We start from the raw sequence: 15,080 nt of genomic DNA on the forward strand, positions 1-15,080 counted from the left end.
CACTGGTCTCCGTTTCTTGGTAGGGTGGCCGTCATGGGTTACCGAGGTCCACTCCCGAAAAACGCCGTCGTCCGCTTCAACACGTGCGTCGGCTCGCTGCGGACGTCCCCGCGCTGGGGAGGGCTGGTCCGTCGCCACCTCACCCAGGTCACGTACACGGGCCGGCGGTCGGGCCGCACGTTCAGCACTCCCGTCGGCTACCGGCGGACGGGCGATGTCGTCACCATCGGCGTCATGCTGCCGGAGGCGAAGAAGTGGTGGCGCAACTTCACCGGCGACGGCGGTCCGCTGTCCCTCGAACTCGACGATGCGGAACGCACCGGTCACGCCGTCGCCCGGCGCGACGAGAAGGGCCGCGTCACCGTGACGGTCCGGCTCGACGGCGACGCCTAGGACGCCATCCCGTGCCAGAGCAGCTCGGCGAGCCCCGCCGCGTCGCCGCGCCAGTCGGCGTTCGGGTCGAGCAGCAGCAGCCCGGCCAGGCCTCGCAGCACCACCAGCGGGTCGAGGTCCGGCCGCACGGTGCCGGCCGCCTCGTTGGCCTTCAGCAGCTCCGACACCGCGCCGACCATCGCCTCGTACGCGCTCGCCGGCAGCTCGCCGCGGGATGCCGTCGCGCGGCGCAGCGCGTCGGCCAGCCCCTTCTTGGTCATCATGTAGTGCGCCAGATGATCGGTCACCCACACCCGGAACGCTTCGTCCGGGGCGTGTCCCTCCAGCAGCACCGGCACGATGTCGACGATCTGCCGCACCTCGCGCTCGTACACCGCGAGGATCAGCGACTCCGGCGTCGGGAAGTGCCGGTACACCGTGCCGACGCCGACCTCGGCCTGTTTCGCGATCGCGTTGAACGAGACCTCGCCGGTGCGGGCCAGCGACTCCGCGGCCACGACGAGGATGCGCTCGTGGTTGCGCCGGGTGTCCGCGCGCCGGGGGCTGACCGAACCCGTCGTCATCGTCCCTCCCGTCCACCGAAGTTGTCGTTCGCCGAATCTAACCCAGACCTGGAGCGACTCCAGCGTGACTGGTTCGTTGCGAACCGGATTGTAATCCGCTAGCCTCACGAACGGGTGAAGCGGATGACTATCCGCTCCCCGTTCGCCGCCACCACCACCGTCAGGCACCCACCCGGACGAGCTGCGGAAAGAGACCAGTGGACATCTCACTCGAAGTCAACGGCAGTACCGAACACCTGGACGTCGATCCCGGTGTGACCCTCCTCGACGCGCTGCGCGAGCGCCTCGACGTCACCGGCCCGAAGAAGGGCTGCGACCGCGGGCAGTGCGGCGCCTGCACCGTGCACGTCGGCGGCCGGCCCGTGCTTTCCTGCCTCACCCTGGCCGCCACCGTCAAGCAGCCGGTGACCACCGTCGAAGGACTGTCCACAGAGAACCGGCTGCACCCGGTGCAGCAGGCGTTCGTCGACCAGGACGCCCTGCAGTGCGGGTTCTGCACCGCCGGGCAGGTCATGTCGGCGGTCGCCGCCGTCGAGCAGGACGTCGAGGACGTGCGGGAGTTCATGTCCGGCAACCTGTGCCGGTGCGCGGCCTACCCGAACATCGTCAAGGCCGTCGAGCAGGCGAGGCGGGCCGATGCGTCCCTTTGAGCTGACCGCCCCCACCACCGTCGACGAGGCACTCGCGACGCCCGGCACCTTCCTGGCCGGCGGCACGACGCTGGTCGACCTCATGAAGCTCGACGTCCTCACGCCCCAGCACGTCCTGGACATCAACCAGGTCCCGCTGCGCGGCATCGACACGAGCGACGGCCTGCGCTTCGGCGCGCTGGAGCGGATGAGCGCCATCGCCGCGCACCCGCAGGTGTACCCGGCGATCTCGCGCGCACTGCTGCTGAGCGCGTCCCAGCAGATCCGGAACATGGCCAGCATCGGCGGGAACCTGCTGCAGCGCACGCGCTGCTCGTACTTCCGCGACGTCGCGATGCCGTGCAACAAGCGCGAGCCCGGCACCGGCTGCTCCGCGATCGAGGGCGCCAACCGGATGCACGCGATCCTCGGCACCAGCGACTCCTGCGTCGCCACGCACGCCAGTGACGTCGCCGTGGCCCTGGTCGCGCTCGACGCGCGCCTGCTGCTGGCCGACGCCGAAGGCACCCGCGAAGTGGCGCTGCGCGACTTCTACCAGCTGCCCGGTGACACCCCGGCGCTGGAGAACGACCTGCGTCCCGGCGAGCTGATCACCGAGGTCGTCGTGCCGCGGCTGGACTGGGCGGCGAACTCCACCTACGTCAAGGTGCGCGACCGGCAGTCCTACGAGTTCGCGCTGTGCTCCGCCGCCGTCGCGCTCGACGTCCGGGACGGGAAGATCGCCGACGCCCGGGTCGCGGCCGGCGGCGTCGGGACGGTGCCGTGGCACCTGCCCGCCGTCGAGGACGCCCTGCGCGGCGCCCCGGCGACCCAGGCCTCGTTCGAAGCCGCCGCGGCCGTGGCCGCCGACGGCGCGCACCCGTTGTCCGACAACGGTTTCAAGGTGTCGCTGCTGAAGCGGACGATCGTCCGCGCCCTGCTCGAACTGACCGAGGGGAGCTCCCGATGATCACCCGGCTCGACGCGCCGCAGAAGGTCACCGGCGAGGCCAAGTACGGCGCCGACCGCACCTTCTCCGGCATGGTCTACGGCTACGTCCTGCTCAGCACGATCGCGCACGGCGAGATCGAGGCCGTGGACGCCACCGCGGCGAAGAGCGCACCCGGCGTGCTCGAGGTGTACACGCCGTTCGACCCCCTGACGCTGCAGACCCCGAGCATGCCGCCCTTCGGCGAGACGTGGGTTCCCTTGCAGAACAAGGAAGTCACCTACTACGGCCAGCCGATCGGGTTCGTCGTCGCGGAGACGTTCGAGCAGGCCCGGGACGCGGCGGGGCTCGTCGAGGTCGCCTACCGCGAGCGGCCCGCCCGGACCTCGCTCGCCGAACACCTCGACTCGGCCGAACCCGCGCCCCCGGCCATGGACGGCGCACCGCCGGAAATCGAGGTGCTCGAAGACGGCGTCGAATCCTTCGACGCCGCCCTGGCCGCGAGCCCGGTGGTCGTCGAGGCGACCTACACGACCGCGACGCAGAACCACGCCGCGATGGAGCCGCACTCGGCGGTCGCGGTGTGGGACGACGGCGAGCTGACCATCTACAGCGGGAACCAGGCGTCGAACATGCAGGCGGCGGAGGTGTCCACCGCTCTCGAGCTGGCACCGGCGGCCGTCCACGCGATCAACCCGTTCGTCGGCGGCGCGTTCGGCGGCAAGGGGCGGACGTCCACGCCGGCGTTCCTGGCCGCGGCCGCGGCCCGCGCCCTCAACCGGCCGGTGAAGGCCGCGCTCACCCGCGAACAGGTCTTCACCGCGACCGCCGGCCGGGCCGCGACAGTGCAGAAGCTCGCGCTCGGCGCCGAGCCGGACGGCACCCTGGTGGCCCTGCGCCACGACTCGTGGTGCCACACCGACACCGCCCGGTCGTTCGTCGAACCGACGTCGCACGGCACCTCGCGCGAGTGGTACGCCACGAAGAACCTGTCCATCTCCCAGAAGATCGTGCCGCTGAACGTCCCGCCGACGACGTTCATGCGGGCTCCCGGCGAGGCACCCGGGTCGTTCGCGCTGGAGAGCGCGGTCGACGAGCTCGCCGTGAAGCTGGGCATGGACCCGATCGAGCTGCGCGTCCGCAACAACTCGACCGCCCCGCCCGGCCACGACCTGCAGTGGTCGAGCAAGCACCTCGACGAGTGCTTCCGCGTCGGCGCGGACCGCTTCGGCTGGGCGCACCGCCCGGCGGGCTCGCGCACCGACGGCGACTGGCTCGTCGGCATGGGCGTGGCCACCGCGGTGTTCCCCGCCCTGCGGTTCCCGGCCACCGTCGGCATCACGCTGCGGGCGGACGACACCGCCGTCGTCGCGACGAGCGGCGCGGACCCCGGCACCGGCCTGCTCACCGTGCTCTCCCTGGTGGGCGCCGAATCGCTGGACATCCCGGCGGACCGGATCACCCCGCGCCTCGGCGACTCCGCCCTCCCGCCGGGCGGCATGTCCGGCGGCTCGACGGCGACGGCGAGCGCCGGCACGGCGATCATGCTCGCCGCCACCAAGGCGATCGACGAACTGACCGCGCTCGCCGCCGACCCCGGCGCGCCGTTCGAAGGGCGGGAGGTCACCTACGCCGACGGACAGGTCTTCGCCGACGGCGAGTCGATGACCTTCGGCGAGCTGCTGCGGACCGTGGGGCGCGAATCGCTCGAGGTGACCGGCACGTCGGCACCCGGGGAGGAGCTGACCAAGCACTCCTTCGCCTCGTGGGGCGCCCAGTTCGTCGAGGTCCGCGTGCACAAGTGGACGCGCGAGGCCCGGGTGTCGCGGATGCTCGGCGTGTTCGACGCGGGCCGGATCATCAACGACAAGGCGGCCCGCAGCCAGATCATGGGCGGCATGATCTGGGGCGTCTCGGCCGCGCTGCACGAGGGCTTGGAGATCGAGGCGAACGGCCGGCTCGCCAACGGCGACTTCGCGAGCTACCTGCTCCCGGTCAACGCCGACATCCCCGAGGTCGGCGTCCACTTCGTCGAGTACCCGGACACCCTCCACAACGCGGTGGGCGCGCGGGGCCTCGGCGAAATCGGCACGGTCGGCATGGCGGCGGCGGTGGCCAACGCCGTGTACAACGCCACCGGCATCCGGGTCCGGCACATCCCGATCACCATCGAAGATCTGCTCGAAGACTGATCGCCCGGGGTGGGACGCGCGTGCGTCCCACCCCGGCGTTCGGCCACCTGGCGCAACGAGCCCGGCGCCGTTATCCATCCGCGACAACTCTCGGCGGATCGCCCATGACGGCGGCCCGTCCCCGGTCCTAGGCTGACGGGCGCTCGCCCGATCTTCCTCGAAGGGACCCCCCGGCATGACCGACCCCGTCGTCCCCACCACGTCCGGCGCGGTCCGCGGTCAAGTCACCGCCGCCGGCTTCGCGCTGTTCCGCGGCATCCCGTACGCCGCCGCGCCCGAGGGCGACCTGCGCTTCGCCGAACCCGTCCCGGCCCCGCCGTGGGAGGACGTCCGCGACACGAGCAGACCCGGACCGACCGCACCGCAGCGCCGGCACGACGTGCCCGGCCTCGACCTCTCCCCCCTCACCGGCACCGGCTGGCGGCCGGGCCCGGAGTACCTGACGGTCGACGTCTGGACCCCGCAGCTCGGCGCGGCCGGACTGCCGGTCCTGGTGTTCGTGCACGGCGGCGCGTTCCTCGGCGGCACCGGGTCGGCGCCGGTCTACGACGGCACCTCGTTCTCGCACGCCGGCGCGGTGCTCGTGACCGTCCAGTACCGGCTCGGCGTCGACGGCTTCCTGCCGCTGGACGGCGGCACGACGAACCTCGGGCTGCGCGACCAGCTCGCGGCCCTGCGGTGGGTCCAGGAAAACATCGCCGGGTTCGGCGGCGACCCCGGCAACGTCACCTTCTTCGGCGCCGCCTCCGGCGCGGTCAGCGTCGCCTGCCTCCTCGGCTCCCCGCTCTCGACGGGACTCTTCCACCGCGCCATCGTCCAGAGTGGACACCCGGACATGGTGCGCGACGGCGTCCAGTCCCGCCGTCTCGCCCGGGTGATCGCCGACGAGCTGAAGGCCGAGCCGACCGCCGAGGCGTTCCGGAAGGTCTCGACCGAGCAGCTGCTCGACGCCCAGGACGCCGTCCTGCGGCCCGGCGGCGCCCCCGACCTGCGCGACGCGCTCGGCTATGACCGCGGGTACGGCCTCAGCCCGTTCCTCCCCATGGTCGGCGACGACGTCCTGCCGCAGCACCCGGCCAAGGCGATCCGGGCGGGCGCCGGGCGCGACGTCGACCTGGTCGTCGGCAGCTGCAGCGAGGAGATGCGGCTCTACCTCGTGCCCACCGGCGCGCTGGACGCCGTCACCGACGACCAGGCCGTGGCGTCGCTGGCGGTGTCGCACCCCGACCCGGCCGGCGTGCTCCAGCGGTACGGCCTCGGCTCGGACCGCTCGGCGGGCGAGGTCCTCGTCGCGGCCCTCACCGACCTGGTCTTCCGTGACGGCGTCCGAGACCTGGCCGAGCACCACGGCGGCCGGACCTTCCGGTACGAGTTCGAGTGGGGTTCGCCGCTGCTCGACGGCGCGCTGGGCGCGTGCCACGGGCTCGAGCTGCCGTTCGTGTTCGACGCGCTGGGGCCGGTGTCCGGGCCGCGTGGCCTGCTGGGCGAGCAGCCGCCGCGGGAGCTGGCCCGCGACCTGAACGGCGCCTGGTACCGCTTCGCCGCCACCGGCGCGCCCGGCTGGGCGGAGTACACGGACGAGGACACGCTGTTCCACACCTACTGACCCCTGCTCGGCCCCACCCCGCGAGCGGTTGACGACGCCCCTGCCGCGCTGCCAGGCTCAGACCGCCCGGACGGCCGGATGAAATGGGGACCACCGATGCCCGAGGCGGGCTCCGCCGCGCCGCCGCGCGCGCTCGTTCGCACGCTGTTGCGCAGCGGCACACCCGCGGAACCGGCCGAGCCTCCCGACGACCACAGTGATCTGGCCGCCATCGGGGACGCGACGCTCGCTCGTGCCGCGCGCTACTGGGTCGTCGTGCCGCTGGCCTACCGGATCGCGGCGTTCGTCAAGGTGTTCATCGGGTTCGCCGCGGCCAACGGCGGGCTCGGGCTCGGGCCGGTGCTCGCCGCCACGGTGTTCGCCGTCGCGGCCAACGCCGGCGCGGTGGCCTGGGTGCTGCGCGCGGGCGGCCTGCGGGCCCGCGTCACCGGCCGCGCGCTGGCGCTGGACCTGGCCGTCGGGGTGGCGCTCAACTTCGCCGTCGCCGCGACGGCCCCGGCGGCGGTGCAGCCGTTCGCGGTCGACGTGGCCTGGACCTGGGTGGTCAGCGCGGTGGCCATGTGGGCGGGTACGTCCGGGCTGCCCTCGGCGCTGTGGCTGGTGGTAGCGGCCGTCCCGCTCCGGGCGGCGCTCACCCTGGCCGGCGGCCTGCCGCTGACGAACCAGCTCGCGATCACGCGGTCGATCGGCTGCATGGTCGCGCTGGGCGTGGCGATCGTGCTGGCCGCGGGCATCCTCATCCTGCTCGGCGCCGGCACCCGGTTCGCGGTCGACATCGGGATCCGGCGCGGGCGCGAGGCCGAGCGCCGCCGGACGCGGCGCATCATGCACGACAGCGTGCTGCAGACGCTGGAAGCGCTGGCCATCTCCGCGCCGGGCGACGACACGCACGCCGTGAGCCGGCTGTCCGAGGTGCGGTCGGTGGCCAAGGCCGAGGCCGCCGAGATCCGCCGCCAGATCACCGAGCCGATCCCGAACGGGACGGCGCGCGGGTTCGCGGTCGAGCTCGCCGACGTCGCGACCGAGATGGCCCGCGACGGCCTGCGCACCCAGCTCGTCGCCGCGGACTTCGCCGACGACGACAAGCTGTCCCAGGACCGCCGCACGGCGATGTGCGAGGCGGTGCGGGAAGCGTTGCGCAACACGGTGAAGCACTCCGGGACGAAGCAGGTGGTGCTGCGAGTGGAGGAGCGCGACGGCGGGATCGCGGTGGTGGCGCGCGACCAGGGCCAGGGCTTCGACGTCCGCGACCGGCCGCCGGGCTTCGGCATCACCCAGTCGATCGTGGCCCGCCTGGCCGAGGTCGGCGGCCACGGCACGGTGGACTCCCAGCCGGGCCGCGGCACCCGCGTGACGATGTGGGTGCCGAGCTAGTCAACGCTTCTGCGCTGGGGTCCAAGACCGCGGTGACCTCCCGGGCGCACCATGCCCGGACAAGCCACCGCGGGAGGAGATTCCCATGTCCGACGGACTGCGCCGGGACGCGCTGGGCACGCCGGGTGTCGTCTTCCTCGTGCTGGCCGCCGTCGCGCCGCTCACCGGCATCGTCGTCATCGCGGCGCTGGGCATCGCGCTCGGGAACGGCGGGGGCATGCCCGGCGCGTTCCTGCTCGCCGCCGTCATCCTCGTGCTCTTCGGCGTCGGCTACGCGCAGATGAGCAAGGTCGTCACCGGCGCCGGCGGGTTCTACGTCTACGTCACCAAGGGCCTCGGCCGCCCGCTGGGCCTGGTCGCGGCACTGATCGCGCTGCTCGGCTACAACTGCTTCGTCGCCGGTGCGGTCGGGACGAGCGGGTTCTTCACCGCGAACGTCGTCGAGCAGGTCTTCGGGTGGCACACGCCGTGGCAGCTGTGGAGCCTCGCCTCCGCCGCCGCGGTGTTCGCGCTCGGCCGGCGCGGGGTCGACGTCAGCGCGAAGGTGCTCGGGGTCTCACTGGTCCTGGAGGTGTCGATCCTGCTCGTCCTCGACGTCGCGGTCGCCGTCCGGACCGGGCTGGACGTCCACGCCTTCGCACCCGGCGTGGTGTTCTCCGGCTCGGTCGGGGTCGCGTTCCTGTTCGCCTTCAACGCTTTCGTCGGCTTCGAGGCCACCGGGCTGTTCAGCGAGGAGGCCCGGGACCCGCACCGGACGATCTCCCGCGCGACCTACACGGCGATCGTGCTCATCGGCGTCTTCGCCGCGTTCACGACGTGGGCGGTCGTCAGCGCGACGAGCGTCGCCGAGGCCGGCAAGACCGCGCAGGACCACCTCGCCACCGGGGACCTTGTCTTCTCGATCAGCCACACCTACCTCGGCTCGCTCCTCACCGACGTGATGATGCTGCTGCTGGTCGTCAGCCTGTTCGCGGCGCTGCTGGCCCTGCACAACTCGGCGACGCGCTACCTGTTCGCGCTCGGCCGGGCCCGGGTGCTGCCCGCGGTCCTCGGCCGGACGAACGCGAGCAACGGCGCGCCGTACGTCGCCAGCGGGACGCAGATCGGGGTGGCGACGCTGATCGCCGCGGTCTACGCGCTGGCCGGGCTGGACCCGCTCGCCGACCTCACGGCCAGCATGACCGGCATCGGGACGCTCGGCGTGATCGCTCTGCAGGCCTTGGCCGGGGTCGCCGTCGTGGCGTTCTTCCGCCGGCGGCGCGACCCCCGGATCTGGCGCACGGCGGTGGCGCCCGGCCTCGGTGGGCTCGGCCTGATCGCCGTGACGACCCTGGCGTTCCTCAACTTCCCGACCCTAGCCGGGTCCGACGCGCCGGCGATCGCGCTGCTGCCGTGGCTGCTGGCCGTCGCGGTGGCCGGCGGGCTCGGGCTCGCGGTGTGGCTGCGGCGCCGCCGGCCGGACGTCTACGCGGGCTTGGACGAACTCGGCCTCGAACCCGCGTCCAGCTAGGCGGCGCGCCGGGCGTCGCGCTCGGCGGCCAGGCTCGCGCGGCAGGCCGTCGTCAGCCGGGAGGTGGCGGCGCTGCCGCCGTGGCCGCAGCGCGGGCAGGTCATGGCGACGGCCAGGGACAGCTCGTCGACGGCGACGCACAGCTCGGTTCGGCAGCCGCGGCACCAGCGGTGGCGGGTGACCGGGCTGACGTGCGCCGGCGAGGCGACGCACTGGTGGATCCACCGGCCGTGCACGTGGCAGGTCAGGCGATCGTCCGGCGCCAGCAGGCCCATGTCCTCGGCGTCGTCTTCGGTGGCGAGCAGGACCGGCAGGCTGCGGATCCGGGCGGTGGTGCGGGTCGTGGCGGTCATCGTGGTCCCCTTTCGCTACCTGTTCGTCGAAGGGCGGCGATCGGATTCGACATCCGGAGGTGGTTGGCCGGAACTCGGTGGTTCTTGGCATTCCAGCCACTGCCCGGCCCGCGCGAAGATCGGTAACTTCGGCGCGTGTCGAAAATCCTGCTCTCGGTCCACGTCCTGGCGGCGATCCTCGCCGTCGGCCCGGTCGCCATCGCGGCCAGCATGTTCCCCGCCGCCGTCCGGAAGGGCGATCTCAAGATCGCGAAGGTGCTGCACCGGATCTGCCGCGTGTACGCCTACGCCGCCATCGCGGTGCCGGTCTTCGGCTTCGGCGTGGCGGGCACGATGCACGTGACGGGCGACCCGTGGCTGCTCACGTCGATCGGGCTGACCGCCGTCGCCGCCGCGGTGCTCGCGCTGCTGGTCCTGCCCCGGCAGCGGCGGCTGCTGGCCGAAGAGTCCACCTCGGGCAAGCTGAGCAGGCTCGCCATGGTGACGGGCGTGTTCAACCTGCTGTGGGCCGCGGTGACGGTGCTGATGATCGTGCGGCCCGGCTCCTCGACCGGCGCCTAGCCGGGCACGCGGACCGCGACGAAGTCCGGCCGCTGCCGCAGGGCGAAGCCGAGCGAAAGGTAGAGGCGGATCGCGGAGGTGTTGCTCGCGGCCGCGTGCATCATCGGCGTCTCGCCGCGCTCGCGGATGCCCGCCGCCACGGCGAGCACGAGCCGCGTCCCGAGACCCTGCCCGCGGTACGCCGGGTCCGTGCACACCGCGCTGATCTCCGTGAAGCCCGGCGGGTGCAGCCGCTCGCCGGCCATCGCCACCAGCGCGCCGCCGCGCCGGATCCCGAGGTACGTGCCGAGCTCGACGGTCCGCTTCCGGAACGGCCCGGGCTTCGTCCGCTCGACGAGGTCCAGCATCTCCGGCACGTCCGCGAGCCCCAGCCGCACGGCTTCGGGGTCCGGCGCGGCCGCGACACCCTCGTCCACGAGCTGGACGCCGGGAAGCGCGTCGAGCACCTCCCAGCCGGACGGCGGCCGCGGCGCGGTGGCGGCAGTGAGCACGACGACTCCCGGCCCGGCCAGCTCGGCGACGTCCCGCCAGTCCTGCTCGTCCGGGTCGCCGGGGAGGCCGAGGAAGGGCGCGACGTCCTCGGGGTAGCGCACCACGCGCCCGCGTCGTTCCGCGAAGCGGGCGTGCGGCCCGGTCAGCGACGCCCAAACGGGGTTGTCCAGCGGAGAAGCCATGCCGCCAGGATCCCCGGAACCGCCGGTCGCGCGGCGGCGCTCCCACATCCTGAGCAAGCGCTCAGCCGACGGTGGTCAGCTCGTCGTCCGAAAGCACGCCGGACCCGGCCGACACGACCAGCCTGCCGCCACCGACCTGGTACGTGTAGTCCCCGTTCTTCGCGACGAACCCGTCGCCCGAGGCCTCGGCGGGCAGCATGATGTGGGTGTCGCCCGAGGCCGCCTGCCCGCGGGCCTGACCGTCGTAGAAGATCCGCCCGTCGGGCACCCGGCAGATCGTGATCAGCGACTTCACCGTCTGCGCCACCAGCAGCGCCGTCCCCTGGCCGCCGGGCAGGTAGCGGGCGGCGTCACCCGGGCACGGCTTCCCCGCCGGCGTGGGCGACGGCGAGGTCGACGTGGACGGCGTCACCGGCGGGGTGACGCCGTTCGCGGTCGTGACGACGGTCTTGGTCGTCGGGAGGGCGGGCGTCGTGTACGAGGGGAACGGCCCGGCCGAGTCCGGCGTGGGCTTCGAGCGCGCGCTGAACAACAGGACCCCGCCGATCGCGACCCCGGCCACCAGCATCAGGGTCAGCAGCACCCACAGCGCCCGCGCGCGAGCCCGGCCGGGAGCCAGGCTCTGGCAGGTACCGCAGCGTCCGGCCGCGGGGTCGTTGACCGCGCCGCACTGCGCGCACGTCCAGGGGACACCCGCCATCGGGCCTCCTTCTCGCCCGGCGCGGAAGCACGCCGGCCCCTCATCGTCACCGACGCGGGTCCCGGCTGCAACGTCCCGTTACGCTTGATGGACGACGTTGACCATCCACGGGATGCCGAACTTGTCGATGCAGGAGCCGAATTCGTCGCCCCACATCTGCTTTTCGAACGGAACCGTCACGGTGCCGCCCTCGCTCAGCTTGTCCCAGTAGCCGCGCAGGTCGTCCGCGTCGTCGCCGCTGAGGCTGACCGTGATGTTCGTGCCCGGGTTGTGGTCCATCCCGGTCGGGGTGTCGGCCGCCATGAGCCGGTAGCCCTTTTCGGTCTCCAGCTGAGCGTGCATGATCTTGTCCGCGTCCGCCCCTTCGGGTGAACCGAATTCCCCGAACGTGTTCACGGTCAGAGTGCCGCCGAAGACGCTTTTGTAGAACTCCATGGCCTGCCGCGCCTCGGCGCGGAAGCTCAGGTACGGGTTGAGCACGGAAGCCACTGCGGTCTCCTTCTCGTCGGAAGAGAGCAGCATCTTCGCAGAAGCCCGTGACCTCGACAAACGCGAGAATTTCAGACGACGAACCGGCGGTGCGCGTGCGGTTCCAACGGCAGCGCGCCGTGCAGGGCGGCGCGGGCGCGCAGCTCCAGCGCGGGGTCGAGGGGCGCGTTCCCGGCGACGGGGGCGGTGTGGAACGTGCCGCGGTCGAACAGGTACACCAGCGCGAGCTTGCGGTCGCGGCGGCCGCCGGGCTCGGCGAACTCGACGGTCGCCGACCGCAGGCAGCCGCCGTAGCCCGCCCGGGCCAGCCGGTCCGCGACGTCGACCAGGTCGCCGGTCAGCACGCGCAGGTCGTGGTTGCGGCGCCAGCACCGGACCGTCGAACGCCCGTACAGGTCCTGCGTCACCAGCGGGTGCACCGGCAGCCGGGCCGACGTCGCGGCGAGCAGCTCCGCCTCGGTGCGGGCCAGCGCGTCCCCGTCCACCTTGAAGCCGATCGTGCCGCCGCCGGTCGGCGTGAGGCCGAGCGCGGCGCGCATCCGCGGGGCGGCCGCGGCGAGGGTGTAGAGGGACTGCAGGTGCGGACGGGACGTCCAGCAGCGGACGAGCTTGCTGTCCAGCAGGGTCACGACGGTGTGTCCTATTCCGGTAGTGAAGGACCGCCGGGCCGGGCGCACTGGCAGTGTCCACTGTGGACGTCAGGCGCGGGGACGCGGGGTCGGAAAGGACAGCATGCTCCCGCGGCCGCCGGTTCCGGACCGGAACCCCGCGATCACGCGGCGAGCGGCAGCACTTCGCCGCCGAACGGTCACTCCGCGTCAGGTTCAGCCGATCAGCGGTATCCCTTTCGCCTCACGCGGCGAACGGATCCCGACTTTCGCCACCATTTTTCCACTACCAGACATTTAGCGTTGCTAATAGATCTGAGTCAGAGCTACCTTGACGGTATGACCGAACTCGCCGAACGCCTGCTCGGCGCCGTCCAGGGGATCCGCCGGGTCGTGCGCCGCCGCGTGCGCGCCGAAGTGCCCGGCTTCCCGCTGCCCGGCGCGCAGGTCGAGGTCCTGCGCGTCGTGGCCGACCGGCCCGGCATCGGTGTCGCCGCGGCCGCGCGCGAACTGCACCTGGCCGCCAACTCGGTCAGCACGCTGGTGAACCAGCTCGTCGACGGCGGCCTGCTGCGCCGGGAGGCCGATCCCGCCGACCGGCGCGCGGCCCGGCTGGAGATCACCGACGCCGCGCGTGACCGGATGGCCTCGTGGCGGCGCGCCCGCACCGGGCTCGTCGCCGAAGCGCTCACCGGACTGTCCGAAGAGGACACGGCGGCGATCGAACAGGCGTTGCCGGCCCTGGAAAAGCTCATGGGCATCCTGAAGGAGCAGCCATGACCGAACCCGCGGTGCGATGCACCGGCCTGAGCCACTCGTTCGGGACGACCCGCGCGGTGGACGGCGTCGACCTGGAGATCTCCCCCGGCGAGGTGTTCGGCCTGCTCGGCCCGAACGGCGCCGGCAAGACGACGACGCTGCGCATGATCACCACGCTGCTGCCCACCGCGACGGGCCGCATCACCGTCTTCGGCGTCGACGTCGCGCGCCGGAGGATGGCCGTGCGGCGGCTGATCGGCTACGTCCCGCAACAGCTGTCCGCCGACGGCGCGCTCACCGGGCGCGAGAACGTCGCGTTGTTCGCCCGGCTCTTCGACGTGCCCCGCGCCCGGCGCGCCGGCGAGGTGCGACGGGCCCTGGACCTCGTCGGGCTGGCCGACGAAGCCGATCGCGTCGCGAAGGGCTACTCCGGCGGCATGATCCGCCGGCTCGAGCTCGCCCAGGCCCTGGTCAGCTCGCCGCGGCTGCTGATCCTCGACGAGCCGACGATCGGGCTCGACCCGGTCGCCCGCTCGGCCGTGTGGGAGCGGATCACGCAGATCCGCACCGACACCGGCATGACCGTGCTGGTCACGACGCACTACATGGACGAGGCCGAGCAGTACTGCGACCGCGTCGCGCTCATGCACGCCGGCCGGATCCGGGCGCTGGGCACCCCCGCCGACCTCGAGACCGACCTCGGCCCCGGGTCCACATTGGACGACGTGTTCCGGGCGGTCACCGGCGACCGCCTCGAAACCGACGAAGGAGGGATCCGCAGTGTCCGTGCCGCTCGCCGCACCGCCCGCCGTCTCGGCTGACCCCGGCCCGCTGCGCCAGGCGCGGATCCTCGCCGCGCGCGTCGGCGCGATGTGCCTGGTGGAACTGCAGAAGCTGCGCCGCGACCAGACCGAGCTGCTCACCCGGGCGATCCAGCCCGCGCTGTGGCTGCTGATCTTCGGCGAGACGTTCACCCGGCTCAAGGCGATCCCGACCGGCTCGACGCCGTACCTCGACTACCTCGCGCCCGGCATCCTCGCGCAGTCGGCGTTGTTCATCTCGATCTTCTACGGCATCCAGATCATCTGGGAACGCGACGCGGGCGTGCTCGCCAAGCTCCTGGTGACCCCGACCCCGCGCGCCGCGCTCGTCGCGGGGAAGGCGTTCGCCGCCGGCGTCCGCGCGCTCGTGCAGGCGTTGATGGTGCTGTTCCTGGCGGCGATCCTCGGCGTCGGGCTGACCGTGAACCCGCTGAAGCTGCTGGCGATGGCCGTCGTGCTCGTGCTCGGGTCGGCGTTCTTCTGCTGCCTGTCCATCGTGATCGCCGGGATCGTGCTGTCGCGCGAACGGCTGATGGGCATCGGCCAGGCGATCACGATGCCGCTGTTCTTCGGCTCGAACGCGCTGTACCCGGTGGACCTCATGCCGTCGTGGCTGAAGGTGCTCAGCCACGTCAACCCGCTGAGCTACCAGGTCGACGCGCTGCGCGGGCTGCTGATCGGCACCCCGTCGCACCTCGGGCTCGACTTCGCCGTGCTTGCCGCGGCGACGGTCGCCGCGGTTTCGGTCGCTTCGGCCCTGCTCGGCAGGTTGGCCCGTTGAGGCACATGTCTCACCGAACGGAAGCTTCATTCCCGGATGGCTAATCTCGGATTCGTGAATGGTCGCCCGGGCGTGTTCTCTTTTGCCGGTTTGTGCGTTCTCGCCGGAATCCTGGTGG

General features: G+C 72.6%; 17 protein-coding genes. 11 read left to right on the forward strand and 6 right to left on the reverse strand.

Features of this window, described 5'->3' with window-relative positions:
- Positions 1-33: 33 nt before the first annotated feature.
- Entirely contained in the window at positions 34-393 is a 360-nt protein-coding gene (locus tag ABZ342_RS00440; protein ID WP_360467970.1) for a hypothetical protein, read from the forward strand.
- On the opposite strand, the gene ABZ342_RS00445 is transcribed toward ABZ342_RS00440, so the two are convergent.
- Positions 390-956: a TetR/AcrR family transcriptional regulator gene (locus ABZ342_RS00445; protein WP_155546106.1), complete on the reverse strand. Its 567-nt coding sequence runs from the start codon at positions 954-956 to the stop codon at positions 390-392. The two genes, ABZ342_RS00440 and ABZ342_RS00445, sit on opposite strands and share 4 nt — an antisense overlap.
- A 197-nt stretch (positions 957-1,153) precedes the next feature.
- Here ABZ342_RS00445 and ABZ342_RS00450 point away from each other — a divergent pair, with 197 nt between their 5' ends.
- From ABZ342_RS00450 to ABZ342_RS00475, 6 genes are all read left to right on the forward strand, one after another.
- Positions 1,154-1,606, forward strand: a complete 453-nt coding sequence (locus ABZ342_RS00450; RefSeq protein ID WP_360467971.1) for a (2Fe-2S)-binding protein — start codon at positions 1,154-1,156, stop codon at positions 1,604-1,606.
- Positions 1,593-2,555, forward strand: a complete 963-nt coding sequence (locus ABZ342_RS00455; protein ID WP_360467972.1) for a xanthine dehydrogenase family protein subunit M — start codon at positions 1,593-1,595, stop codon at positions 2,553-2,555. The genes ABZ342_RS00450 and ABZ342_RS00455 overlap by 14 nt, the downstream gene beginning before the upstream one ends.
- A complete protein-coding gene (locus ABZ342_RS00460; RefSeq protein WP_360467973.1) occupies positions 2,552-4,726 on the forward strand; it encodes a xanthine dehydrogenase family protein molybdopterin-binding subunit in 2,175 nt (724 codons plus the stop codon). Before ABZ342_RS00455 ends, ABZ342_RS00460 begins: the two co-directional genes overlap by 4 nt.
- Positions 4,727-4,901: 175 nt before the next feature.
- A complete protein-coding gene (locus tag ABZ342_RS00465; RefSeq protein WP_360467974.1) occupies positions 4,902-6,332 on the forward strand; it encodes a carboxylesterase family protein in 1,431 nt (476 codons plus the stop codon).
- Between the two features lie 96 nt (positions 6,333-6,428).
- Positions 6,429-7,706 carry an ATP-binding protein gene (locus ABZ342_RS00470; protein WP_360467975.1) on the forward strand — a complete coding sequence of 426 codons (1,278 nt, stop codon included), beginning with the start codon at positions 6,429-6,431 and terminating at the stop codon, positions 7,704-7,706.
- An 85-nt stretch (positions 7,707-7,791) separates the two neighbouring features.
- Entirely contained in the window at positions 7,792-9,216 is a 1,425-nt protein-coding gene (locus ABZ342_RS00475; RefSeq protein ID WP_360467976.1) for an APC family permease, read from the forward strand.
- On the opposite strand, the gene ABZ342_RS00480 is transcribed toward ABZ342_RS00475, so the two are convergent.
- Positions 9,213-9,569: a hypothetical protein gene (locus ABZ342_RS00480; protein ID WP_155546100.1), complete on the reverse strand. Its 357-nt coding sequence runs from the start codon at positions 9,567-9,569 to the stop codon at positions 9,213-9,215. The two genes, ABZ342_RS00475 and ABZ342_RS00480, sit on opposite strands and share 4 nt — an antisense overlap.
- Positions 9,570-9,704: 135 nt before the next feature.
- Here ABZ342_RS00480 and ABZ342_RS00485 point away from each other — a divergent pair, with 135 nt between their 5' ends.
- The gene (locus ABZ342_RS00485; protein ID WP_360467977.1) at positions 9,705-10,130 is read left to right on the forward strand and encodes a DUF2269 family protein; all 426 of its coding nucleotides are present in this window, start codon (positions 9,705-9,707) and stop codon (positions 10,128-10,130) included.
- On the opposite strand, the gene ABZ342_RS00490 is transcribed toward ABZ342_RS00485, so the two are convergent.
- From ABZ342_RS00490 to ABZ342_RS00505, 4 genes are all read right to left on the reverse strand, one after another.
- Positions 10,127-10,804: a GNAT family N-acetyltransferase gene (locus ABZ342_RS00490; protein ID WP_360467978.1), complete on the reverse strand. Its 678-nt coding sequence runs from the start codon at positions 10,802-10,804 to the stop codon at positions 10,127-10,129. The two genes, ABZ342_RS00485 and ABZ342_RS00490, sit on opposite strands and share 4 nt — an antisense overlap.
- A gap of 61 nt (positions 10,805-10,865) precedes the next feature.
- Complete coding sequence (locus ABZ342_RS00495) at positions 10,866-11,504, reverse strand: hypothetical protein (protein ID WP_155546097.1); 639 nt, start codon at positions 11,502-11,504, stop codon at positions 10,866-10,868.
- Positions 11,505-11,582: 78 nt separating this feature from the next.
- The gene (locus ABZ342_RS00500) at positions 11,583-11,993 is read right to left on the reverse strand and encodes a VOC family protein (RefSeq protein WP_155547400.1); all 411 of its coding nucleotides are present in this window, start codon (positions 11,991-11,993) and stop codon (positions 11,583-11,585) included.
- 71 nt (positions 11,994-12,064) lie between these two features.
- Entirely contained in the window at positions 12,065-12,622 is a 558-nt protein-coding gene (locus ABZ342_RS00505) for a hypothetical protein (RefSeq protein WP_360467979.1), read from the reverse strand.
- Positions 12,623-12,940: 318 nt separating this feature from the next.
- Here ABZ342_RS00505 and ABZ342_RS00510 point away from each other — a divergent pair, with 318 nt between their 5' ends.
- The 3 genes from ABZ342_RS00510 to ABZ342_RS00520 are packed head-to-tail and all read left to right on the forward strand — an operon-like array spanning position 12,941 to position 14,962.
- Positions 12,941-13,381 (forward strand): MarR family transcriptional regulator, encoded by a 441-nt coding sequence (locus ABZ342_RS00510; protein ID WP_360467980.1) that lies wholly within the window; start codon positions 12,941-12,943, stop codon positions 13,379-13,381.
- Entirely contained in the window at positions 13,378-14,181 is an 804-nt protein-coding gene (locus ABZ342_RS00515; RefSeq protein WP_360467981.1) for an ATP-binding cassette domain-containing protein, read from the forward strand. Before ABZ342_RS00510 ends, ABZ342_RS00515 begins: the two co-directional genes overlap by 4 nt.
- Positions 14,141-14,962: an ABC transporter permease gene (locus ABZ342_RS00520; RefSeq protein WP_360467982.1), complete on the forward strand. Its 822-nt coding sequence runs from the start codon at positions 14,141-14,143 to the stop codon at positions 14,960-14,962. Before ABZ342_RS00515 ends, ABZ342_RS00520 begins: the two co-directional genes overlap by 41 nt.
- The last annotated feature ends 118 nt before the right edge of the window (positions 14,963-15,080 follow it).

Origin of the sequence: Amycolatopsis sp. NPDC005961 (assembly GCF_040629235.1) — a bacterium.
In the GTDB taxonomy this organism is placed as follows: domain Bacteria; phylum Actinomycetota; class Actinomycetes; order Mycobacteriales; family Pseudonocardiaceae; genus Amycolatopsis; species Amycolatopsis camponoti.

Coding starts and splice junctions, on each gene's coding strand:
- ABZ342_RS00480 (WP_155546100.1), bottom strand. CDS start 9,569: ATGACCGCCACGACCCGCACCACCGCCCGGATCCGCAGCCTGCCGGTC.
- ABZ342_RS00495 (WP_155546097.1), bottom strand. CDS start 11,504: ATGGCGGGTGTCCCCTGGACGTGCGCGCAGTGCGGCGCGGTCAACGAC.
- ABZ342_RS00440 (WP_360467970.1), top strand. CDS start 34: ATGGGTTACCGAGGTCCACTCCCGAAAAACGCCGTCGTCCGCTTCAAC.
- ABZ342_RS00460 (WP_360467973.1), top strand. CDS start 2,552: ATGATCACCCGGCTCGACGCGCCGCAGAAGGTCACCGGCGAGGCCAAG.
- ABZ342_RS00510 (WP_360467980.1), top strand. CDS start 12,941: ATGACCGAACTCGCCGAACGCCTGCTCGGCGCCGTCCAGGGGATCCGC.
- ABZ342_RS00490 (WP_360467978.1), bottom strand. CDS start 10,804: ATGGCTTCTCCGCTGGACAACCCCGTTTGGGCGTCGCTGACCGGGCCG.
- ABZ342_RS00465 (WP_360467974.1), top strand. CDS start 4,902: ATGACCGACCCCGTCGTCCCCACCACGTCCGGCGCGGTCCGCGGTCAA.
- ABZ342_RS00475 (WP_360467976.1), top strand. CDS start 7,792: ATGTCCGACGGACTGCGCCGGGACGCGCTGGGCACGCCGGGTGTCGTC.
- ABZ342_RS00455 (WP_360467972.1), top strand. CDS start 1,593: ATGCGTCCCTTTGAGCTGACCGCCCCCACCACCGTCGACGAGGCACTC.
- ABZ342_RS00470 (WP_360467975.1), top strand. CDS start 6,429: ATGCCCGAGGCGGGCTCCGCCGCGCCGCCGCGCGCGCTCGTTCGCACG.
- ABZ342_RS00445 (WP_155546106.1), bottom strand. CDS start 956: ATGACGACGGGTTCGGTCAGCCCCCGGCGCGCGGACACCCGGCGCAAC.
- ABZ342_RS00515 (WP_360467981.1), top strand. CDS start 13,378: ATGACCGAACCCGCGGTGCGATGCACCGGCCTGAGCCACTCGTTCGGG.